Source organism: Citrobacter sp. KTE151, assembly GCF_000398845.1.
Taxonomy (GTDB): domain Bacteria; phylum Pseudomonadota; class Gammaproteobacteria; order Enterobacterales; family Enterobacteriaceae; genus Citrobacter; species Citrobacter braakii.
In genome coordinates, this window is record NZ_KB976069.1 from 66,978 (window position 1) to 89,947 (window position 22,970).

The window sequence follows — 22,970 nt, forward strand, 5'->3', positions numbered from 1 at the left end:
CGGGGAAGAGGAGGAGTGGTTAGTGCGCGCGACCTTGTTCTACGCCGTACCCGGTCTGGGAACGGATGAACTGGGCACGGAACTGCTCGCGTTCGCGATTACCTTCTTCTGAGTTATCGGTAGCAGAGAAGAACCAGATCCCGAGGAACGCTACGCTGATGGAGAACAGCGCCGGATATTCATACGGGAAAATGGCTTTTTCGTGACCAAGGATCTGGACCCAAATCGTCGGGCCAAGCACCATCAGCACCACCGCCGTCAGCAGACCTAACCAGCCGCCCAACATCGCGCCACGCGTGGTCAGTCTTGACCAGTACATGGAGAGCAGAATGATCGGGAAGTTGCAGCTGGCTGCGATAGCAAACGCCAGACCTACCATGAAGGCGATATTCTGGTTCTCAAACAGCACGCCGAGCAGGATGGCAATCACGCCCAGCACCAGTACGGTGATTTTCGACACCTTCAGTTCTTCACGTTCGGTTGCGCCTTTACGGAACACGTTGGCGTACAGGTCGTGAGAAACGGCCGATGCGCCCGCCAGCGTCAGGCCTGCAACCACCGCCAGGATGGTGGCAAACGCCACGGCTGAGATGAAGCCCAGGAACAGGTTACCGCCCACCGCATTCGCCAGGTGAACCGCCGCCATGTTGTTACCGCCGATCAGCGCGCCAGCAGCGTCTTTATACGCCGGATTAGCGCCCACCAGCATGATCGCACCAAAGCCGATGATAAAGGTCAGGATGTAGAAATAACCCATAAAACCGGTGGCATAGAACACGCTCTTACGCGCTTCGCGGGCATCGCTGACCGTGAAGAAGCGCATCAGGATGTGCGGCAAGCCTGCCGTACCAAACATTAGGCCGAGACCTAACGACAGGGCGGAGATCGGATCTTTTACCAGTCCGCCCGGGCTCATAATGGCTGAACCTTTCGGGTGTACCGCCATTGCTTCGGTGAACAGGTTGTTGAAGCTAAAGCCGACGTGCTTCATCACCATAAAGGCCATAAAGCTGGCGCCGAACAGCAGCAGAACGGCTTTGATGATCTGTACCCAGGTGGTCGCCAGCATGCCGCCAAACAGGACGTACATCATCATCAGCACGCCAACCAGTACGACGGCGATGTGATAGTTCAGACCAAACAGCAGCTCAATCAGCTTACCTGCGCCGACCATCTGGGCGATCAGATACAGCGCTACCACCACCAGAGAACCACAGGCCGACAGAATACGGATTGGTCCTTGCTTCAGACGATAAGAAGCAACATCTGCAAAGGTGTAACGACCCAGGTTACGCAGACGCTCAGCAATCAGGAACAGGATAATTGGCCAGCCGACCAGGAAGCCGAGTGAATAGATCAGCCCGTCATAACCGGAGGTAAACACCAGCGCGGAAATCCCGAGGAACGATGCCGCCGACATATAGTCGCCCGCAATCGCCAGCCCGTTCTGGAAACCAGTGATGTTACCGCCGGCGGTGTAGTAGTCATTACGCGAACGTACGCGCTTAGACGCCCAGTAAGTAATACCGAGCGTAAAGATGACGAAAATCAGGAACATGACAATCGCCTGCCAGTTGGTTGGCTGGCGTTGGACTGCACCGCTAATAGCATCCGCCGCGTTTGCGGCGAAGGGCAGCGTGGCGGCAAGCGCCGTCAGGACTCTCTTCATGATGCTTTAACCTCGTGCAGAACCGCATTGTTCAGGCGGTCGAATTCACCGTTTGCCCGCCAGATATAGATCCCGGTCAGGATGAAGGAGATGAGGATCACACCGACCCCAATCGGAATACCCCGGGTGACGCTGGTTCCCGCGTGTAGCGGCGTACCCAGCCAGCCAGGCGCAAAGGCAATCAGTAAAATAAAGCTGATGTAAACTGCCAGCATGATGATGGACAGAATGGTGGCAAACCGTTGCCTTTTTTCAACTAACTCCCTGAAACGCGCACTGTCTTCTATCCGCTGATAAATAGAGTCATTCATCACAGAGTTCTCCAGAGGCCCCCTTCGTCTTTCACGTTGCAAGTGTGTTGGCCGCACTCGCCCACCTCAGTCACATAGTGAACTATGCTCCTGGGGATGCGCTCGCTTGCCGCCTTCCTGCAACGCGAAATCCTTTGGGGTGGGTTATTATATTTTCCCTCCCGGTCAGGGGAGGGGTAGGGGTAGGATTTGTAGGCCCGATAAGCCGCGCACCATCGGGCATTTCACGGTTGTGGTTATGATGGCATCGCGATGGCCTGCTTCTCTTCGAGCAGTTTCTCTACCACGCCAGGATCGGCGAGGGTCGAGGTATCGCCCAGATTGCTGGTATCGCCCGCCGCGATTTTACGCAGAATACGGCGCATGATTTTGCCGGAGCGGGTTTTCGGCAGTGAGTCGGTCCAGTGCAGCACGTCTGGCGTTGCCAGCGGACCAATTTCTTTACGTACCCAGTTGCGCACCTCGGCGTACAGCTCCGGTGATGGCTCTTCGCCGTGATTCAGCGTGACGTAGGCGTAGATCGCCTGGCCTTTAATATTATGCGGAATACCCACCACCGCGGCCTCGGCAATCTTCGGATGCGACACCAGCGCCGATTCGATTTCTGCCGTTCCCAGACGGTGGCCAGAGACGTTCAGCACATCGTCCACACGACCGGTGATCCAGTAATAGCCATCTTCGTCACGACGCGCGCCGTCGCCGCTGAAGTACATATTCTTGAAGGTAGAAAAGTAGGTCTGCTCAAAGCGTTCGTGATCGCCAAACAGCGTTCTCGCCTGGCCCGGCCACGAGTCGGTAATCACCAGGTTGCCTTCGGTCGCGCCTTCCAGCGGATTACCCTCGTTATCGACAATCGCAGGCTGTACGCCAAAGAACGGACGGGTTGCGGAACCCGCTTTCAGCTCGGTGGCGCCCGGCAGCGGGGTGATCATGAATCCACCGGTTTCGGTCTGCCACCAGGTATCGACGACCGGGCATTTTTCGTTGCCGATCTTCTTCCAGTACCACTCCCATGCTTCCGGGTTAATTGGCTCGCCAACGGAACCCAGGATACGCAGCGAGGAGCGGTCAGTGCCTTCAATCGCTTTATCACCTTCTGCCATCAGGGCGCGGATGGCGGTCGGCGCGGTATACAGAATATTGACCTGGTGCTTGTCCACAACCTGCGACATACGCGCCGGGGTTGGCCAGTTTGGCACGCCTTCGAACATCAGCGTGGTTGCGCCGCAGGCCAGCGGACCATACAGCAGGTAGCTGTGCCCGGTTACCCAACCCACGTCAGCGGTACACCAATAAATATCGCCCTGATGGTAGTCAAACACGTACTTAAAGGTGGTTGCGGCGTAGACCAGATATCCGCCGGTGGTATGCAGTACGCCTTTTGGCTTGCCGGTTGAACCGGAGGTATAGAGGATAAACAGCGGATCTTCCGCGTTCATTTCTTCCGGCTGATGTTCCGGGCTGGCTTTCTCGATAAGATCGGACCACCACAGGTCACGGCCTTCCTGCCATTCCGTTTTTCCACCGGTACGTTTGAGGACGACCACATGTTCCACGGTTTTGACGTTCGGGTTTTTCAGCGCATCATCGACGTTCTTTTTCAGCGGGATAGCGCGGCCGGCGCGCACGCCTTCGTCGGCGGTGATCACCAGACGTGAATTGGAGTCGATGATACGCCCGGCGACGGCCTCCGGTGAGAAACCACCGAAGATGACCGAATGCACCGCGCCAATGCGGGCGCAAGCCAGCATAGCAACCGCCGCTTCCGGCACCATCGGCATATAAATGGCCACCACGTCGCCTTTTTTAATGCCTAAATCCAGTAGCGTATTGGCGAAACGGCAAACATCGCGATGCAGTTCGCGATAAGTAATGTTTTTGCTTTGGGTGGCGTCATCGCCTTCCCAGATGATGGCGGTGCGATCGCCATTTGCCTGTAAATGGCGGTCAAGGCAGTTTGCGGCCAGGTTCAGGGTGCCGTCTTCGTACCATTTAATCGACACGTTGCCCGGTGCGAAGGAGGTGTTCTTCACCTGGCTGTATGGCTTGATCCAATCAAGTATCTTTCCCTGCTCGCCCCAAAATGTGTCGGGTTCGTTAACGGATTGCTGGTATTTCTCTTCGTACTGCTCCGGGTTTATCAGGCAACGATCCGCAATGTTTGCGGGAATAGCGTGTTTATGTATTTGGCTCATGGCTTTTGTTCTCCTTGTAGGATGTTAATAATATGTCTCATAAACGTTAAATGTAGGGGCTTTGAGAGTTTTGTTTAGTATTTGCGCGGCAGATCACGCAATAAACGAATTGTGCAAATTAGCGGCAAACTTAATTTTGAAGGGAACTAGCAAAAATTGATTAAATCTCGCGATAACATGTAGTTATCTAAAGGATTATTGAAAAGGTGATCTATCTCTGAATTAGACAAAAGAGTGAGGAGTTAGAGGGGGTTTATAACTCTAAAGTGGTATTTTACATACACTTACAATTGATTAAAGACAACATTTTCAGTGTGGTTTCTTGTTACAAATAGGGTGGAGCAATGTCATGACAGTATTCGTGTGGTTGCTGTTATGGAAAACAATAAAAGAACCGCCATTGCAGATAATGGCGTCATCTGGATGAGACCCCTATGGCAAGGATAAAATCACGCGTACGCCGTTTCTTCAGCCTGTTATTACCTTTATTATTTATTTCTGCTGTTCACGCTGAACAAACTCCTGTACCCGCAAAAACCGTCACCGTTGAAGCGAAGAATGAAACCTTCGCTCCTCAGCATCCCGATCAATATCTCTCCTGGAAAGCCACGTCTGAGCAATCAGCCCGTGAAGATGCGCTGGCAGAAGATCCGCGTCTGGTGATCCTGTGGGCGGGATATCCATTCTCGCGCGATTACAACAAACCGCGTGGACACGCCTATGCCGTGACCGATGTACGTGAAACCTTACGTACCGGCGCACCAAAAACGGCTGAAGACGGCCCGCTGCCGATGGCCTGCTGGAGCTGTAAAAGCCCGGACGTAGCGCGTCTGATCCAGAAAGACGGTGAAGATGGCTACTTCCACGGTAAATGGGCGCGCGGCGGTCCGGAAATTGTTAACAACCTCGGCTGTGCAGATTGCCATAACACTGCGTCACCAGACTTCGCCAAAGGCAAGCCAGAGCTGACGCTATCGCGTCCTTATGCAGAACGCGCGATGGAAGCAATCGGCAAACCGTTTGAGAAAGCCGGTCGCTTTGATCAGCAATCCATGGTCTGCGGTCAGTGCCACGTGGAATACTACTTCGACGGTAAAAACAAAGCCGTTAAGTTCCCGTGGGACGAGGGCATGAAAGTCGAGAACATGGAGAAATACTACGACACCATCGCCTTCTCTGACTGGACCAACTCCCTGTCGAAAACGCCGATGCTGAAAGCGCAGCACCCGGAATATGAAACCTGGAGCGCGGGCATTCACGGCAAGAACAACGTGACCTGTATCGACTGTCACATGCCGAAAGTGCAAAACGCGGAAGGCAAGATCTACACCGACCATAAGATTGGTAACCCGTTCGATAACTTTGCTCAGACCTGTGCGAACTGCCACACCCAGGATAAAGCGTCCCTGCAAAAAGTGGTCGCCGAGCGTAAACAGGCTATTCATGACCTGAAAATCAAGGTCGAAGATCAGCTGGTTCATGCGCACTTCGAAGCGAAAGCCGCATGGGATGCGGGTGCGACTGAAGCGGAAATGAAGCCGATTCTGGAAGATATCCGTCACGCACAATGGCGCTGGGACCTGTCTATCGCCTCACACGGTATTCACATGCACGCTCCGGAAGAGGGTCTGCGGATGCTGGGTAGCGCCATGGATAAAGCCGCCGATGCGCGTACCAAACTGGTCCGTCTGCTGGCGACCAAAGGCATCACCCATGAAATCCCGTTACCGGATATCTCTACCAAAGAGAAAGCCCAGGCGGCGATTGGTCTGAACATGCAGCAAATCAATGCTGAGAAGCAGGACTTCATCAAAACGGTGATTCCGCAGTGGGAAGATCAGGCGCGTAAAAACGGTCTGTTAAGCCAATAACCCCATTTCGCCCCGTCAGGGGCGGATAACTCAACGGAGTGAATATGAGCGTATTACGTTCGTTATTAACTGCTGGGGTGCTGGCGTCAGGCTTGTTCTGGAGCCTGAGTGGAATCACTGCCACGCCAACGCCGCAGGAGTCGGATCAACGCTGGACGGTTACCCAACAGCGTAATCCGGATGCCGCCTGTCTGGATTGTCACAAGCCAGATACCGAAGGCATGCATGGTAAGCATGCAGAAGTCATCAACCCGAATAACAAACTGCCGGTCACCTGCACCAACTGTCACGGCCAGCCGTCACCGAACCACCGTGAAGGGGTGAAGGATGTGATGCGCTTTAATGAGCCGATGTACAACGTTGAACAGCAGAACAGCGTCTGTATGTCCTGCCACCTGCCTGAGCAGCTACAAAAAGCGTTCTGGCCACACGATGTCCACGTAACCAAAGTGGCGTGTGCCAGCTGTCACTCACTGCATCCGAAGCAAGACACGATGCAGACGCTAAGTGATAAAGGACGGATCAAGATTTGCGTCGATTGCCACAGCGATCAGCGTAACAATCCGAACTTTAACCCGGCGTCGGTTCCGTTGCTTAAGGAGCATCCATGAGTTGCTCTCGTCGCCAGTTTATCACCCGCGTCGGCGCGCTGGTGGCAGTGAGCGGGACGGCGGGACGCGTTGTGGCGAAGACGCTGAACATCAACGGCGTACGTTACGGTATGGTACATGATGAGTCACTATGCATCGGCTGTACGGCTTGCATGGATGCTTGTCGGGAAGTAAACAACGTGCCGGAAGGGGTATCGCGTCTGACGATTATTCGCAGCGAGCCGCAGGGGACGTTTCCTGATGTGAAGTATCGCTTCTTCCGTCATTCGTGCCAGCATTGCGACCATGCCCCCTGCGTTGACGTCTGCCCGACGGGGGCATCGTATCGCGATGCCGCCAGCGGTATTGTGGATGTGAACCCGGACCTGTGCGTTGGCTGCCAGTACTGTATCGCCGCGTGTCCTTATCGCGTGCGCTTTATCCATCCGGTTAGCAAAACGGCGGATAAATGCGATTTCTGTCGGAAAACCAATCTGAAAGCGGGCAAGCAGCCCGCCTGCGTTGAGTCGTGTCCGACGAAGGCGCTGACGTTTGGTAATCTGGACGATCCCAACAGCGATATCTCCCGCTTGTTGCTGCAGAAAACCACCTACCGTTACAAGCTGGCGTTGGGCACAAAACCGAAGGTCTACCGCGTTCCCTTTAAATTTGGGGAGGTGAGCCAATGACATCCGCTTCTGCATTTCATTTTGAATCACTGGTGTGGGACTGGCCCATTGCCATTTATCTGTTCCTGATTGGCATCTCCGCCGGACTGGTCACGCTGGCGATTCTGCTGCGTCGTTTCCATCCGGAGGCGGGCGGTTCTGACAGCACGCTGCTACGCACTACGCTGGTGTTAGGGCCGGGGGCGATTATCTTCGGTCTGCTGATTCTGGTGTTCCACCTGACGCGTCCATGGACCTTCTGGAAACTGATGTTCCACTACAGCTTCACTTCGGTGATGTCGATGGGAGTCATGTTGTTCCAGTTGTATATGGTGGTGCTGGTGCTGTGGCTGGCAAAAATCTTTGAAAAAGAGGTGATTGTTCTGCAACAGCGCTGGCTGCCGCGATTAGGGATCGTACAGAAAATGCTGACGTTGATTGCGCCGTTTCATCGCGCGCTGGAGACGTTAATGCTGGTGCTGGCGGTCCTGCTCGGGGCGTACACCGGTTTTCTGCTGTCGGCGCTGAAATCCTACCCGTTCCTGAATAACCCGATCCTGCCGGTGCTGTTCCTGTTCTCCGGGATCTCCTCCGGCGCGGCGGTGGCGCTGATCGCCATGGCGTTACGTCATCGTAGCAATCCGCACAGTACCGAAGCGCACTTTGTGCATCGCATGGAAATCCCGGTGGTATGGCTGGAGATCTTCCTGCTGGCGGCGTTTTTCGTCGGTCTGGCGCTGGGCGATGACGGCAAAATGCGCGCGCTGGCGGCGGCACTGGGCGGCGGATTCTGGACCTGGTGGTTCTGGCTGGGCGTGGCCGGGCTTGGGCTGATACTGCCGATGCTGCTAAAACCTTGGGCCAACCGCAGTTCGACGTTTCATGGCGTGCTGGCAGTGTGCGGCGCCAGCCTGACCGGCGTACTGCTGCTGCGCTTTTTTATTCTCTATGCGGGTCAGCTAACCGTTGCGTAAGGTGATATCTGGACGTTCTCCTTCCTGAAGCCGGTTTTCTGGCACTGTTGCTAAGCCTCGGGGTCAACGTGTTGACCCCGCTTGCCGTGTTGGTGGGTGTCCGCCAGCGCTGGCAAGGCGTAATGCGCCTGGCAAGCGTGGGCATGTGGACGCAATTTTCGCTGCTGCTGCTGGCTTTCGCCATTCTGATATTCTGCTTTCTGACCAGCGACTTTTCGGTGGTCTACGTTGCTCAGCATAGCTACAGCCTGCTGCCGTGGGGATTAAAACTGGCGGCGGTGTGGGGCGGGCATGAAGGATCGCTGCTGCTGTGGGTGCTGTTTCTTTCCGGCTGGAGCGCGCTGTTCGCCTTGCGCTATCGGCGTGATTCCGACCTGCTGTTTCCGTTAACGCTCAGCGTCCTCGCTTTGATAACGGCCCTGCTGCTGCTGTTTGTGGTGGTATGGTCCGATCCGTTCGTGCGTATCTTCCCGCCAGCCATTGAAGGGCGCGATCTTAATCCGATGCTGCAACATCTCGGGTTAATCCTCCATCCGCCGCTGCTGTACCTGGGTTACGGTGGCTTGATGGTGGCGGCAGGCGTGGCGCTGGCCTCGCTGCTGCGCGGTGACTTTAATGCGCAGAGCGCCGGGGTGTGCTGGCGCTGGGCGCTGCCTGGCTGGTGTGCGCTGACGCTGGGGATTATCCTCGGCTCCTGGTGGGCCTACTGCGAGCTGGGCTGGGGCGGCTGGTGGTTCTGGGACCCGGTAGAAAATGCCTCCTTATTACCCTGGCTTTCCGCCAGTGCGCTGCTGCATAGTCTGTTCATCACTCGCCAACGTGGGATCTTCCGCCACTGGTCGCTGCTGCTGGCGATCGTCACGCTGATTTTATCGCTGCTGGGGACGCTGATTGTGCGTTCCGGCATTCTCGTTTCCGTGCACGCTTTTGCGCTGGATAACGTCCGCGCCACGCCGCTGTTTGCGCTGTTTACCGTATTGAGCCTGGCATCGCTCGGGCTTTACGCCTGGCGGGGACAGCAAGTCCGCCAGAATGCGCGTTTTGGCGGCTGGTCGCGCGAGATGCTGATTCTGGTCGCGCTATTACTTTTTTGCGCGGTGCTGCTGATTGTGCTGATTGGCACCCTTTACCCGATGATTTACGGGTTGTTCGGCTGGGGGCGGCTCTCCGTGGGCGCACCGTACTTTAACCGTGCTACGCTGCCCTTTGGCCTGATGATGCTGCTGGTTATCGTGCTGGCGACGATCAGAAGCCGCAAAGTGTCTGTGCGTTGCCAGCTTCCGGCACTGCTGGCGCATGCCGGGGTGCTGGTGTTTGCGGCTGGGATCGTCTTTTCCAGCGGTAGTCGTCAGGAGATAAGCCTGAATCTCAGCCCCGGGCAGCAGGTGGAACTGGCGGGCTATATTTTTCGTTTTGAGCGTCTCGACCTGGAAGCAAAAGGTAACTACACCAGTGAAAAAGCGCAGATCACGCTGTGGCAGAATGAGAAACGCATTGGCAGCCTGGAGCCTGAAAGACGCTTCTATGCCGCGCGCCGTCAACAGATGATGGAGCCGGGGATCCGCTGGAATCTGATGCATGACTGGTATGCGGTAATCGGCGAAAAAACCGGACCGGACCGTTATGCCATGCGCTTGTACGTGCAGACCGGCGTGCGCTGGATTTGGGGCGGGGGACTGTTAATGGTCTGTGGTGCGCTGCTGAGCGGATGGCGAGGGAGAAAGCGCGATGCATAAACTAATCAACGCGTTGCCGGATAGCGGCGAACGGGGTGTGAAAACGGTAGGTCGGATAAGCGCAGCGCCATCCGGCAGAACATGTTTACTCTTAGCTATCATTTTGTTTTTCATCGCCTTCGCGACACATGCCCAGGTTGTGGACACATGGACTTTTGCCAACCCGCAACAACAGGAAAAAGCGTTGTCTATTGCCAGCCAACTGCGCTGTCCACAGTGTCAAAACCAAAACTTGCTGGAATCCAATGCGCCGGTAGCGGTCAGTATGCGCCACCAGGTTTATAGCATGGTGGCGGAAGGGAAAAGTGAAGCCGAGATAACGACGTGGATGACCGATCGCTACGGTGATTTTGTGCGCTACAACCCGCCGTTGAATGAGCAAACGCTGCTGCTGTGGGCGTTGCCGTGCCTGCTGTTATTACTGGTGGGCGTGGTGGTCTGGCGGGTGAGACGGCGCCAGCGCGTAGAGGAGGATGTGCAATGAGCCAGTCCACCCATTCCCCTGCGCCGTTACGCCCACTCCCCGTGAAGTGGCTGACCGCTGCGACGGTGCTGATGGTTGTGGCCTGCATCGGAGGTTACCTGTTGACGCCAAAATGGCAGGCGGTGCGTCAGGAACAGACGCGGTTGGCGGACCCATTACATGCGTTCGCCGATGAAAATATTCAGGAAAAACAGCTGCTTTTGCTGCAATCTCAAATTCGTGCTAATCCACAGGACGGTGTGAAATGGGCGCAACTCGGTGAGTACTATCTTTGGCAAAACGCGTATCATAATGCGCTGCTGGCCTACGAGCAGGCGCTGCGTGTAGGGGGTGAAAATGCTGAGATCTATTCAGCGCTGGCAACGGTATTGTATTACCAGGCCGGGCAGCATATGACACCGCCCACTCGCGAGATGATTGATAAGGCTCTGGCGCTGGACCCGACAGAGGTCACAGCGCTGATGCTGTTAGCCTCAGATGCGTTTATGCAGGCAGACTACGCCCAGGCCATTTCAGGGTGGCAAAAAGTTATGGATTTAAACTCGCCGAGGGTGAACCGGGCACAGCTCATTGACTCTATTAATATGGCGAAGTTGTTGCAGAATCGGCAAAAATAAATTTGTTTCTTTTGTGATTTGTATCATTTGGCCTGTTTAAAAAACAGGCGAACGAACAAATGAGCAAAAAAAACTCACGCCATGACTTCTTCATTTTTGAACATATTAAAATTCTTTTATAACAAAAAGTTATTCATTATTACCCCGACAAAATTGCATTTTTATGCATAAATTCAGCTGAAGGCTCTGTTCCTGGAGGGTTGCGCGAGACAGTACGCAAATGATAATGATAATAAGCGTTAAAAAACTCCATAAACGAACGCAACACAATTCATACCCTTTCAGTATGTACTATTACCACACACCGCATGTGGAATAGCGCTCCATCGAGGAAGTCCGTTGTTATGAAAAATTTGAAAGTCAGCCTGGCATGGCAGATTCTGATCGCTATGGTGCTGGGCATTCTGCTGGGGAGTTACCTGCATTACCATAGTGACAGCCGTGAATGGCTGGTTGTAAACCTGCTGTCACCGGCGGGCGATATCTTTATCCATCTGATCAAAATGATTGTGGTGCCCATTGTTATCTCTACGCTGGTTGTCGGTATCGCCGGGGTCGGTGATGCAAAACAGCTGGGCCGTATTGGCGCCAAAACTATTATCTATTTCGAAGTAATCACCACCGTGGCGATTATCCTGGGTATCACGCTGGCTAATGTGTTCCAGCCAGGTACCGGGGTGGATATGTCGCAACTGGCGACCGTGGATATTTCGAAATATCAAAGCACGACCGCAGAAGTACAGAGCCACGCGCATGGCCTGATGGGGACAATTTTGTCACTGGTGCCAACCAACATCGTCGCATCGATGGCAAAAGGCGATATGCTGCCGATTATCTTCTTCTCGGTGCTGTTCGGTTTAGGTCTGTCTTCCCTGCCGGCAACTCACCGCGAGCCGTTGGTTACCGTATTTCGCTCTATTTCCGAAACCATGTTTAAAGTCACTCACATGGTTATGCGCTACGCGCCAGTCGGCGTTTTCGCGCTGATTGCCGTTACCGTCGCGAACTTCGGTTTTGCCTCCTTGTGGCCGCTGGCGAAGCTGGTGCTGTTGGTGCATTTCGCCATTCTGTTCTTCGCGCTGGTGGTGCTGGGGATCGTGGCGCGCATCTGCGGTTTGAGCATCTGGATCCTGATCCGCATTCTGAAAGACGAGCTGATTCTGGCTTACTCTACCGCCAGCTCCGAGAGCGTACTGCCGCGTATTATTGAGAAGATGGAAGCCTATGGCGCGCCAGCTTCAATCACCAGCTTTGTGGTGCCGACCGGCTACTCATTCAACCTTGATGGTTCAACTCTGTACCAGAGTATCGCCGCTATCTTTATCGCGCAGCTGTACGGTATCGACCTGTCGCTGTGGCAGGAAATCGTGCTGGTGTTGACGCTGATGGTGACCTCGAAAGGGATTGCGGGTGTGCCGGGCGTATCATTCGTGGTGCTGCTGGCTACGCTGGGCAGCGTGGGGATCCCACTGGAAGGCCTGGCGTTTATCGCCGGTGTTGACCGTATCCTCGACATGGCGCGTACCGCGCTGAACGTGGTGGGTAATGCGCTGGCGGTACTGGTTATCGCCAAGTGGGAACACAAATTTGACCGCAAGAAAGCGCTGGCCTATGAGCGCGACGTGCTGGGTAGATTTGATAAGACCGCTAATCAGTAATTCATGACAGCTTGCCGGATAAGCGTAGCGCCATCCGGCAATGCAAATCATTACCCGTTTGTTAACTTATCAAACTCTTCGCAGCCGGTATCGAATCCTTCCATACAGCTCAGATTCAGCCAGTGCAGCGCCTTCTGTTTATTCTTCACGATAAAACCCTGTTCACCGTTTAAGAACATCATCCCTGCCCAGTATTCGGAATAACCGGTGCGGGAAATGGCTGAGCTTCGTTTGAAATACCACGTCGCTTTCTCATCGTCAGCGGGAATGCCCACACCGTTGGCGTAAATCAGGCCGAGCAGCATTTGCGCGTCGACGGCGGAGTCATTTTCCAGGTCTTCGGAGGCGTTTTGCAGCAAGGTAATGGCTTTAGGGTAATCGGTACGTCCAGCCTGGGTGTTGACCAGAATCCGCGCCAGGGTAAGTTCTCCCGCTTTACTGCCTGCTTTGGCTGCTTTTTCCGCCAGCGTTTTAGCCTGGGGGTAATCCAGACTGACCGGATTCGTAATTTTGATTTGCGCCAGTAGCGCGCAGGCGTCGGCATCGCCGTTGTCGGCGGCTTTTTGCGCCCAATACTCGGCTTTGCTCAAATCGCCCGAACTGAACCAGGTATCGGCAAGAAAGTACTGTGCGCGACGGTCCCCTGCCTCAGCGGCCTGTAAGTACTGGCTTCCTGGCTCAGTATCACTGGCATGGGCAAAGAATGTCATAAAGAACATCAATGCAATGAGTTGTTTCATTTTGAGTTTTATTTAGGGTACGGAATGAACAGTATAAAGAGATCGTATGGATAAAAAAACAGCCTCCGGGCGGAGGCTGTTGCAGAACAGTTACGTAAACGGACTAACCCATCGCGCTTTCGCGCAGGCTGGCTTTCAGCTTGGTGTACTCATCAATGACATACTGCTCGGCAGCGCGCTGATCGGCAATGCGTTCAACGTTAACGGCACAGTACTTGTACTCCGGCGTTTTGGTAATCGGGCTTAAGTTCTCGGTTACCAGCTCATTACATGCGCCAATCCACCACTGGTAGGTCATGTAAATCGCGCCTTTGTTTGGACGATCGCTGACTGCTGCACGGGTAATGACCCGGCCTTTACGCGAGTTAACCCACACCAGCTCTTCATCCTGGATGCCCAGGCGTGCTGCGTCGGCGGTGTTGATCTGGGCATAGCCCGGTTCATCCGCCAGCGCGGCCAGCGCCGCACAGTTACCGGTCATCGAACGGCAAGAGTAGTGGCCGACTTCACGCACAGTGGACAGCACCATCGGGTACTCCTCTGTGAGTTTGTCGATTGGCGCTACCCAGTCGCAGGTAAAGAACTGCGCCAGACCGTTCGGGGTATCGAACTTCTCTTTGAAGAGATAAGACGTACCCTGGTCGGTTTCTGAGGTGTCGCGGCAAGGCCACTGGATATAACCCAGTTCGCCCATTTTCTCGTAAGTGGCACCGTAGAAATCCGGGCACAGATGACGCAACTCATCCCAGATTTCCTGGGTGTTGTTGTAGTGCATCGGGTAGCCCATACGGGTGGCGATTTCACTGATAATCTGCCAGTCCGTTTTCAGATCCCACTTCGGCTCAACGGCTTTAAAGAAGCGCTGGAAGCCACGGTCAGCCGCGGAGAAGACGCCTTCATGCTCGCCCCATGACGTAGACGGTAAAATAACGTCTGCGGCAGCGGCAGTTTTGGTCATGAAGATATCCTGCACGATGACCAGTTCCAGATCCTCAAAGCCTTTGCGCACTGCGGAGAGTTCAGCATCGGTCTGTAATGGATCTTCACCCATAATGTACGCCGCGCGGACTTCGCCATGCGCCGCACGGTGCGGCAGTTCACTGATGCGATAGCCGGTATGTGCAGGCAGACTTTCCACGCCCCAGGCTTTAGCGAACTTCTCGCGGTTAGCCGGATCTTTCACATACTGATAGCCCGGATAAGTATCCGGTAGCGCGCCCATGTCGCATGCGCCCTGAACGTTGTTCTGGCCACGAACCGGGTTAACGCCCACGCTTGGCTTACCGAGGTTGCCGGTCAGCATTGCGAGGCTGGTCAGTGAACGCACGGTTTCCACACCCTGATAGAACTGGGTAACACCCATGCCCCACAGGATGGCCGCGCTTTTTGCCGTGGCGTACATACGAGCAGCCTGACGAATATCCTGTGCGCTAACGCCAGTGATATCTTCGACGGACTCCGGCGTGTAGCCTTCGACAATCTTGCTGTACTCTTCGAATCCTTCGGTACGGGAGGCGACGAACGCCTGGTCGTACAGTTTTTCTTCGATGATGACATGACCCATGGCGTTGAGCAGCGCGATGTTCGAGCCGTTTTTCAACGCGATGTGCATATCGGCAATACGCGCGGTTTCAATTTTGCGCGGATCGCAGACGATAATTTTCGCCCCGTTACGTTTAGCGTTAATCACGTGATTCGCCACGATCGGGTGGGAATCCGCCGGGTTGTACCCGAAGATGAACACTAAATCTGTGTTATCAATTTCATTGATAGCATTACTCATTGCGCCGTTACCGACCGATTGGTGCAGACCTGCAACCGAAGGGCCGTGTCAGACGCGAGCGCAGCAGTCAACGTTATTGGTACCAATAACGGCGCGCGCGAATTTTTGCATTACATAGTTGGTTTCGTTACCCGTACCGCGAGATGAACCGGTCGTCTGAATAGCGTCCGGGCCATACTTCGCTTTGATGGCGCTCAGACGAGTGGCGACGTAATCAAGCGCTTCATCCCAGGAAACGGATTCCAGTTTGCCGCCACGCTGGCGACGGATCATTGGGGTTTTCAGACGAGGGGTCAGGATCTGGGTATCATTGATAAAATCCCAGCCATAGTAGCCCTTCAGACACAAGGTACCCTGGTTGGTTTTCCCCTGCGCCGCTTCAGCCCGGACGATTTTGCCGTTATCGACCACCAGGTTGATTTTGCAACCTGATGCGCAATATGGGCAAACCGTGACGACTTTTTTCATCGGTCTCGCTCCAGTTAATCAAATCACGCATACGCGCTTGTCGCTTGAGTTATGCATCTTTTATGCCATGTTTTTATCAGGGGCATTAGTCGATATTACGGGCGAATTTTGCGCAAAACCCTGACGAAAAACAGGCTGTCGTCATATTTGACGTGACGAATCTCCAATACGTGACGGCCCGGCAGTGTGACCGAGGTTATGTTTCCCACACATCCTTGTGCCTTATCGCTGTCACTCTGTGCAGAATCAATCACACTCATTTAAGTTGGCCAGAAATGGGGAAAAACAATGAAGCCAGCCATACTGGTTGTGGATGATGACATCGCTGTCTGCACACTTTTACAGGATGTGCTGAGCGAACACGTCTTTGCAGTGACCGCATGTCACACCGGGCAGGAGGCGCTGCGCTGCATTGAGACTCAGCCGGAAATCGCTCTGGTATTGCTGGACATGATGTTGCCTGATATTAACGGTCTGATGGTGCTGCAGCAGGTGCAAAAGATCAGACCCGGATTACCGGTGGTGATGCTGACCGGGCTTGGCAGCGAGTCGGATGTGGTTGTCGGGTTGGAAATGGGCGCTGACGACTACATCGGTAAACCGTTCAATGCGCGGGTGCTGGTGGCGCGGGTAAAGGCGGTACTCAGACGCGTCGGCGTGTTAACGGCAGAAAGTGGCAGCCCGCAAACCACGGGGCTTTCTTTTAACGGTTGGCATCTCGATACCGCCGGTTGCCAGTTACATAATCCTCAGCAACTGAAGGTGGAGTTGACGCAGGGGGAATACAGCCTGCTGCTGGCGCTGGCCCAAAACGCCCGCCGGGTACTTAGCCGAGAACAGCTGCTGGAACTGACGCGCAGCGACAGCGTTGAGGTGTTTGACCGCACCATTGACGTGCTAATCATGCGGTTACGGCGAAAAATAGAGCACAACCCGCATCAGCCGATGCTGATCAAAACCCTGCGCGGACTGGGCTATGTGTTTGCCGCCGACGTTCAGCATCATGATAAGGCGGCGTAAACGTCTTATCCGGCTTACAAGGATGCTATATCGGCTTTTAACTCTGCCAACGTTTTCGCGCCGTCTATCGCGTTGGCGCACAGCAAACTGGCCCGTGCGCAGGCGTGTGCCAGCCTGACGCTGTCCGTCAGCGACCAGTGTTCATGACAGCCATACAAAAATCCGGCGCAAAACGCATCTCCCGCCCCGACGCTGCCAACGATCTCCTCCGGCGCCAGGTACTGTGACGGGATCCAGACGCCCGGCAGATCCGGCGCTTCACCCCAGGCGCCTTCCGGACAGTGGATAACCACCCGCAGGCGAACGCCCGCATTCAGCAGTTCGCGCGCAGCGGTGGCGATGTGCGCAATATGCAACTCCCCGTTGGGCTGGCGGATCTCCAGCCCGCTGAATTCCCCGGCTTCCAGCTCGTTAATTACCAGATAGTCGAGATGGCGCAGGGCTGGCATCACCAGCGGCTGATAGCGCGGGTCGCCCTTGCGTGAAACCAGATCCAGTGATGTTTCAAAGCCGTTGTCGCGCATTTGCGCCAGCAGCCGTGCGCTACGCGTGCCGTACTCCTCATCCGGCATGTCCAGACTGTCGAGCAGCAGCAGATAGCCAAGATGGAAGATTTTCATCGAGGTATCCAGTTGCTCAAAAGCGGGCAGATCCAGCAGCCGGTTGGCGCCGGGGGAGTGGAAAAAGGTGCGCTGACCGCTGGGATCGGTCATCACCTGTGACATCGACGTGGGGGCGAAAGTCGTGCGCTGCACATGTTGGCGATTAACATGATACTGCTCCAGCATCGCCATGATGTAGTCGCCGTCGCTATCCTGACCGATTAACCCCACCGCCTGCAGCGGCAGTCCGGTGTGCATTTTCGCCAGCGTCAGCAGTACGTTCAGCGGCGCACCGCCCGTCGCGCGTTCGCTACGGATGATTTCCGCCAGCCAGCCGCGTTCCGGCCACTGCACAATTTGATGCACATGATCGACCAGCATGTTGCCTGCGGCGATAACGCCTCTGCGTTCCATCAGACCCGTCCCGCGCTGCCAAAAATACGCATCTGTTCTGAAACGGTATCGGTAATGGCCTCTTCAATGGCGAGCAGCAGTTCGGCGAATTCGTCGTACAGGGGCTGACGATTCGCTATTCTTGTCTCTACCGCTGACAGCGCCGCCTGCGACATGCCGGTATAGAAGTTGATTTTGTGAATGCCGAGTTCAATTGCGCGCTTGAAATCGTCGTTGCTGATGCCGGAACCGCCGTGCAGTACCAGTGGGATCGCCGCCTGCTGGCGAAGGGCGTCCAGACGCGGAAAGTCGAGCACCGGTTCGCCTTTATATTTGCCGTGTGCATTACCAATGGCGACCGCCAGCGCGTCAATCCCGGTTCTGTCGACGAAATCACGCGCCATCATCGGGTCGGTAAATAGCGACTCGTCGGCATGACCATACAACGCGCCGCCCTCATCGCCTCCCACCGCGCCCAGTTCGGCTTCCACCGATACGCCGACGGCGTGACACATCTTCACCACTTCGCGGGTTTGACGAATATTTTCTTCATACTCCAGCGTGGAGCCATCAAACATCACTGAACTGAAACCTAAGCGCAGTGCCCTAACCACCGACTCAAAGTGCAGGCCGTGGTCAAGGTTCAGCACTACCGGAATGTCATGCCGCGCGGCTTCGAACTTGACCGCTTCGACCAGAGAATCCAACGAGATATATTTAAAATGCACCTCGGCGATGTTGATGATAAACGGCGAACGTTCCTGCTTTGCCGCGGCAAACAGCGCGCGCAGGAAGTGTGAGTCCAGAACGTTAAACGCCCCTAAGGCATAGCGGTGCTCGCGGGCATGGGCAAGGCCATCGGCGAGAGATATCAACGGCATAATGCGCTCCTTGGTTAGCGGAACAGGCGATACTCATTACACAGCACCAGCTGCGCCGGTTCGTCTTCTTCAATGTCGTTATAGCGGGCGATCGGTTGCAGAAAATGGTTATCGTGGTCGTCGTCATTAACAGAAGAAACCTCGCCGACCAGCACGTCGCCAAAACCTTCTTCCGCCCAGAAGCTGTGATACAGGCCCGGCGGCAGGCAGATGCTTTCACCCGGCGTCAGGCGCAGTTGACTGCCTGCCGCATGGGTTTGCCGACAGCCGTCAATCACCACGCTCACGTCGCTGTCCTCCGTTTGTTCTCGGATCCCCGCATTCCACAGTTCCACAATTAAATTACCGCCGCCGCGATTGATAATGTCTTCGCGTTTGCGCCAGTGAAAATGCATCGGCGTGACCTGCGCATCGCGAACATGCATGATTTTCTCGGCGTAGCATTTCTCGTAAGGCATTCCTTTCGGCGAGCCATTACGCAGGGTAAACAGCGTTAACCCTTGCGCGGCGAAATTGTTGCCGCCAAACGCGGTGACATCCCAACCGAGCTTAAGGTCGAAAACTTCGCTCCAGGCGGCGGGATCAAGCTTGCGCCATTGGGTCGGCGGGAAACTGGCGAAAGGGGGGAGATGCACGTCGTGCAGAGAGAAAAACTGGCGCGTGTGGCCCAGTATCTCGTTGATAGCGGAACGTTTCATCGGCAGAATCCTCCTTAATATCATGCCGGATGGCGCTGCGCTTATCCGGCCTACAAAATCATACCGATCTTGTAGGTCGGATAAGGCATTTTTGCCGCCATCCGGCGTTGTTGTGGCGGGTTATTTCACCGTCCAACCCTTATAGCTGCCGACGTTGTTTTTATCGATCATCGTCACCGGGATCAGTACGGGCTCTTTCGGGGCGGGTTTCCCCTGCAATATGTCATAGCCGATTTCGACCGCTTTGGCAGCCATCACCTGCGGATCTTGTGCAGGCGTCGCCACAAATAGTGAGTTTTCCCGCTTCAACGCTTCTTCAGCGTCTGGCGATCCGTCTACGCCGACAATAAAGAATTCGCTACGTTGTGCCTGTTTTGCTGCCAGATCGGCACCGATCGCCGTAGGATCGTTAATGGCGAATACGCCGTCGATCTTCGGATTCGCCGCCAGCAGCGCGGTCATGATCTCCAGTCCGCCTTCGCGACTGCCTTTGGCGTTTTGGTTATACGACAGCACCTTGATATCCGGGTGGCGTTTAAACTCGGTCTGGCAGCCTTCGACGCGGTTCTGGACGGCGGAAACCGGCGGCCCGTTGATAATGACGACGTTGCCTTTCCCTTTCAGACGGTCGGTAATGTATTTACAGGCCATTTCACCCGCCTGGGTGTTATCGGAGGTAATGGTCGCATCTGCGCCTTCCGCCGCTACGTCAACGGCAACCACCACAATCCCTGCGTCTTTCGCGCGTTTTACCGCTGGGCCGATGCCTTTGGAGTCGGCGGCGTTAAGAATAATCATGTCGACCTTGGCGGCAATAAAGTTGTCGATTTGCGACACCTGTTGTCCCAGATCGTAGCCGCTGGAAACCAGCGTCACTTTAACGCTATCACCCGCCAGTTTGCGTGCTTCCAGCTCCGCGCCTTTGGTGATCTGCACGAAGAACGGGTTGGCCAGATCGCCCACCGTAACGCCGATCGATTTCAGTTCTTTTGCCTGCACAAACGGAGCTGCAGTAAGCAGTGCGCCAGCACAGAGCGCGGTGACTAAGGGCTTCAATCTCATGCTGTATTCCTCGAAGTAAGATGTTGTTGTTATGCACTTTGATGGTGTCGGGTACGGTATTTGTCGATCAGTACCGCTATGATGATCACCGCCCCTTTGATCACCAGTTGCCAGAAATAGGAGACGCCCATCAGCGTCATGCCGTTATTGAGCGTGGCGATAATCAACGCTCCTACCAGCGTGCCGGTGATGGTGCCGATCCCCCCAACAAAGCTGGTACCGCCGAGGATCACCGCCGCGATGGCGTCCAGCTCGTAACCCATGCCTAAGTTACCGTTGGCGCTGTATAGCCGCGAGGCGCTCATCACCCCGCCAAGACCTGAGAGCACACCGCTCATGCCGTAGACGAACAGCAGCACCAGCCACACTTTGATACCGGTTAAACGAGCGGCCTGCATATTGCCGCCGACCGCATAAATATGAACGCCGAGTGTGGTGCGCCTAAGAATGAACCAGCACATCACCACCACCGCCAGCGCAATGACCACTAGCCACGGAACCGGACCAAGATAGTTGTTACCGATCCACTCAAAGCTGATATTGGAATTGATCACCGTCGTGCCGTCGGCCAGCAGATAGGCCGCGCCGCGCAGCGCCGTATACGTTCCAAGCGTGACGATAAACGGTGGTAGTCCGGCAAAAGCAACCAGCGCGCCGTTAAACAACCCCAGCACCAGACCGAGCATCAGCGCCGCCGGAATCGACAGCATGGCAAACTCAGGGATCAGCGAAACGACCATAGCCGCGACGGCGGTGGTGCCGAGAATCGAGCCAACCGAGAGGTCGATCCCACCGGTCAAAATAATGAAGGTCATGCCTGCCGCCAGCACGATGTTGATCGACGCCTGGCGGGTTATATTCAACAGGTTGCTTTCGGTAAAAAAGTTTGGCGCGATAAAGCCAAACACCGCCACTATCAGGATGAGAATCGGCAAGATGCCGACCGTTTGCATCAGATCGCTCATCAGCAATTTTTTCGCGGAGGCGGATTTCGCCACCTGCTGGGGAGTGGTTGGATTATTCATGGGACACCGCCTGATGATGGGAGTCGTTCACGCCGGTTGCCAGCGTCATAATATTTTCCTGGGTAATACTTTGCCCGTTCAGCTCACCGGCAATGCTGCCTTCCCGCATGACGTATACGCGATCGCTCATACCGACAACTTCCGGCAATTCGCTGGAGATCATCAGGATCGCCACGCCTTTGCGCGCCATGTCGTTCATGATCCGGTAGATCTCGCTTTTGGCGCCAACGTCTACGCCGCGCGTGGGTTCATCGAGGATCAAAATGCGTGGGCCGATCGCGACCCAGCGTGAAATCAGCAGCTTTTGCTGATTACCGCCGGACAGCCCGCCCGCGCGTACCTGGGCGTGCGGAACGCGGATGTTGAGCAATTGGATGGCGTCATCGGAAATAGCCTGCGCCTTTTTGCGATCGAGCATGCCCCAGTTGGCGTCACGTTCCAGCGTCGCCATGGTGATGTTCTCTGCTGCCGCCAGCTCTAAAAACAATCCCTGCTCTTTGCGGTTTTCCGTCAGAAAGCCAATGCCGTGGTCAATCGCCTCGCGAGGGGAGTGGATCACCACCGGTTCACCGTCTACTTCAATCATGCCGCCGATGGCTTTACGCACGCCAAAAATCAGTTGAGCCAGTTCAGAACGCCCGGCGCCGACTAACCCGGCAAGGCCGACGATCTCCCCGGAGCGCACCAGCAAACTGCACGGCTGGACTTTATGGCCGTCGGTCAGGTGGTGGACGTTGAGGCGCGCTTTACCTAAGGGAATATCGCGCTCTTTGTTGAACAAATCGCTTAACGGTCGGCCCACCATCATGCGCACCAGCTCAGAGGCGTTGAGTTTGTCGCGGGTCAGGCTGCCTACATATTGCCCGTCGCGCAGGACGCTGACGCGGTCCGAGAGTTCATACACCTCCGCCATGCGGTGGCTAATGTAGATAATCGCCATCCCCTCATCGCGCAGGCGCATGATCAGTTCAAACAAGCGGTGGGTTTCACGTGAGGAGAGGGCGGCAGTGGGTTCATCCATCACCAGAATGCGGCTGTTACGGTGCAGGGCGCGGGCGATTTCCACCTGCTGCTGTTCGGCGATGGTCAACGTCATCACGCGATCGCTGGCCTTAAACTGGGCGCCGAGCCGGTCGATGACTTTCTGCGACTGCATCACCATCTCTTTACGCTGGCCCAGACCGCCGCGCGACAGCTCGCTGCCAAGAAAGATATTTTCCGCCACCGTCAGGTTCGGCGCGAGCTGCATCTCCTGGTAAATCAGCGTGATGCCTGCGCTGAGCGCGTCTTTTGGCCCGCGAATGTGAAACGGCTGACCGTCGATCAGGATCTCACCGCTGGTGGCGGTATACGCGCCCGCGAGGATCTTCATCAGGGTGCTTTTCCCCGCGCCATTCTCACCCATCAGGGCATGAATCTCACCCGGCCAGACCGTTAAATCGACCCCTTTCAGCGCGTAAAATTTACCAAACGCTTTGGCAATGTTGCGCATCTCCAGAACCGGTGTCCTGCTCATAGCGGATCT

Annotated in this window: 19 protein-coding genes and 1 pseudogene; 9 read left to right on the plus strand and 11 right to left on the minus strand. The window is 55.3% G+C overall.

Annotation, left to right across the window (positions count from 1 at the left end; all coding sequences use genetic code 11):
• Positions 1 to 19 precede the first annotated feature (19 nt).
• From actP to acs, 3 genes are all read right to left on the minus strand, one after another.
• Positions 20 to 1,669 carry a cation/acetate symporter ActP gene (gene actP, locus WC7_RS00325; RefSeq protein ID WP_016155369.1) on the minus strand — a complete coding sequence of 550 codons (1,650 nt, stop codon included), beginning with the start codon at positions 1,667 to 1,669 and terminating at the stop codon, positions 20 to 22.
• Positions 1,666 to 1,980 carry a DUF485 domain-containing protein gene (locus WC7_RS00320; protein ID WP_016155370.1) on the minus strand — a complete coding sequence of 105 codons (315 nt, stop codon included), beginning with the start codon at positions 1,978 to 1,980 and terminating at the stop codon, positions 1,666 to 1,668. The genes actP and WC7_RS00320 overlap by 4 nt, the downstream gene beginning before the upstream one ends.
• A 236-nt stretch (positions 1,981 to 2,216) precedes the next feature.
• Positions 2,217 to 4,175 (minus strand): acetate--CoA ligase, encoded by a 1,959-nt coding sequence (gene acs, locus WC7_RS00315; RefSeq protein ID WP_016155371.1) that lies wholly within the window; start codon positions 4,173 to 4,175, stop codon positions 2,217 to 2,219.
• 434 nt (positions 4,176 to 4,609) lie between these two features.
• On the opposite strand from acs, the gene nrfA reads away from it, so the two are divergent.
• From nrfA to gltP, 8 genes and pseudogenes are all read left to right on the plus strand, one after another.
• A complete protein-coding gene (nrfA, locus tag WC7_RS00310) occupies positions 4,610 to 6,046 on the plus strand; it encodes an ammonia-forming nitrite reductase cytochrome c552 subunit (RefSeq protein ID WP_016155372.1) in 1,437 nt (478 codons plus the stop codon).
• 44 nt (positions 6,047 to 6,090) lie between these two features.
• Positions 6,091 to 6,657 (plus strand): cytochrome c nitrite reductase pentaheme subunit, encoded by a 567-nt coding sequence (gene nrfB / locus WC7_RS00305; RefSeq protein ID WP_005132587.1) that lies wholly within the window; start codon positions 6,091 to 6,093, stop codon positions 6,655 to 6,657.
• Positions 6,654 to 7,325 carry a cytochrome c nitrite reductase Fe-S protein gene (nrfC, locus tag WC7_RS00300; RefSeq protein WP_016155373.1) on the plus strand — a complete coding sequence of 224 codons (672 nt, stop codon included), beginning with the start codon at positions 6,654 to 6,656 and terminating at the stop codon, positions 7,323 to 7,325. Before nrfB ends, nrfC begins: the two co-directional genes overlap by 4 nt.
• Positions 7,322 to 8,278 carry a cytochrome c nitrite reductase subunit NrfD gene (gene nrfD, locus WC7_RS00295; protein WP_016155374.1) on the plus strand — a complete coding sequence of 319 codons (957 nt, stop codon included), beginning with the start codon at positions 7,322 to 7,324 and terminating at the stop codon, positions 8,276 to 8,278. Before nrfC ends, nrfD begins: the two co-directional genes overlap by 4 nt.
• A gap of 8 nt (positions 8,279 to 8,286) precedes the next feature.
• Entirely contained in the window at positions 8,287 to 10,014 is a 1,728-nt protein-coding gene (locus WC7_RS00290; RefSeq protein ID WP_155849814.1) for a heme lyase CcmF/NrfE family subunit, read from the plus strand.
• Between the two features lie 64 nt (positions 10,015 to 10,078).
• Positions 10,079 to 10,498: pseudogene (gene nrfF, locus WC7_RS27400) on the plus strand (heme lyase NrfEFG subunit NrfF); the annotation flags it as partial.
• Positions 10,495 to 11,115: a heme lyase NrfEFG subunit NrfG gene (gene nrfG / locus WC7_RS00280; protein ID WP_016155377.1), complete on the plus strand. Its 621-nt coding sequence runs from the start codon at positions 10,495 to 10,497 to the stop codon at positions 11,113 to 11,115. The pseudogene nrfF and the gene nrfG, both read left to right, overlap by 4 nt.
• A gap of 344 nt (positions 11,116 to 11,459) precedes the next feature.
• Positions 11,460 to 12,773, plus strand: coding sequence for a glutamate/aspartate:proton symporter GltP (gltP, locus tag WC7_RS00275; RefSeq protein WP_016155378.1), 1,314 nt, complete (start codon positions 11,460 to 11,462; stop codon positions 12,771 to 12,773).
• A 50-nt stretch (positions 12,774 to 12,823) separates the two neighbouring features.
• On the opposite strand, the gene yjcO is transcribed toward gltP, so the two are convergent.
• Together yjcO and fdhF are read right to left on the minus strand one after the other, a co-directional pair.
• Entirely contained in the window at positions 12,824 to 13,513 is a 690-nt protein-coding gene (yjcO, locus tag WC7_RS00270) for a Sel1 family TPR-like repeat protein YjcO (protein WP_016155379.1), read from the minus strand.
• A 103-nt stretch (positions 13,514 to 13,616) separates the two neighbouring features.
• Positions 13,617 to 15,764 carry a formate dehydrogenase subunit alpha gene (fdhF, locus tag WC7_RS00265; protein ID WP_081000494.1) on the minus strand — a complete coding sequence of 716 codons (2,148 nt, stop codon included), beginning with the start codon at positions 15,762 to 15,764 and terminating at the stop codon, positions 13,617 to 13,619.
• A 288-nt stretch (positions 15,765 to 16,052) separates the two neighbouring features.
• On the opposite strand from fdhF, the gene WC7_RS00255 reads away from it, so the two are divergent.
• Positions 16,053 to 16,784, plus strand: coding sequence for a response regulator (locus tag WC7_RS00255; RefSeq protein WP_016155381.1), 732 nt, complete (start codon positions 16,053 to 16,055; stop codon positions 16,782 to 16,784).
• A 14-nt stretch (positions 16,785 to 16,798) separates the two neighbouring features.
• Here WC7_RS00255 and WC7_RS00250 read toward each other — a convergent pair whose 3' ends face one another.
• From WC7_RS00250 to WC7_RS00225, 6 genes are all read right to left on the minus strand, one after another.
• Positions 16,799 to 17,803, minus strand: a complete 1,005-nt coding sequence (locus WC7_RS00250; RefSeq protein WP_155849815.1) for a carbohydrate kinase family protein — start codon at positions 17,801 to 17,803, stop codon at positions 16,799 to 16,801.
• Positions 17,800 to 18,660, minus strand: a complete 861-nt coding sequence (locus tag WC7_RS00245; protein WP_016155383.1) for a ketose 1,6-bisphosphate aldolase — start codon at positions 18,658 to 18,660, stop codon at positions 17,800 to 17,802. Before WC7_RS00245 ends, WC7_RS00250 begins: the two co-directional genes overlap by 4 nt.
• Before the next feature lie 14 nt (positions 18,661 to 18,674).
• A complete protein-coding gene (locus WC7_RS00240) occupies positions 18,675 to 19,358 on the minus strand; it encodes a D-lyxose/D-mannose isomerase (protein ID WP_016155384.1) in 684 nt (227 codons plus the stop codon).
• A gap of 120 nt (positions 19,359 to 19,478) precedes the next feature.
• Positions 19,479 to 20,420 (minus strand): ABC transporter substrate-binding protein, encoded by a 942-nt coding sequence (locus WC7_RS00235; RefSeq protein WP_016155385.1) that lies wholly within the window; start codon positions 20,418 to 20,420, stop codon positions 19,479 to 19,481.
• A 29-nt stretch (positions 20,421 to 20,449) separates the two neighbouring features.
• Positions 20,450 to 21,445, minus strand: a complete 996-nt coding sequence (locus WC7_RS00230) for an ABC transporter permease subunit (RefSeq protein WP_016155386.1) — start codon at positions 21,443 to 21,445, stop codon at positions 20,450 to 20,452.
• Positions 21,438 to 22,961, minus strand: a complete 1,524-nt coding sequence (locus WC7_RS00225) for a sugar ABC transporter ATP-binding protein (RefSeq protein WP_016155387.1) — start codon at positions 22,959 to 22,961, stop codon at positions 21,438 to 21,440. Before WC7_RS00225 ends, WC7_RS00230 begins: the two co-directional genes overlap by 8 nt.
• Between the last annotated feature and the right edge of the window lie 9 nt (positions 22,962 to 22,970).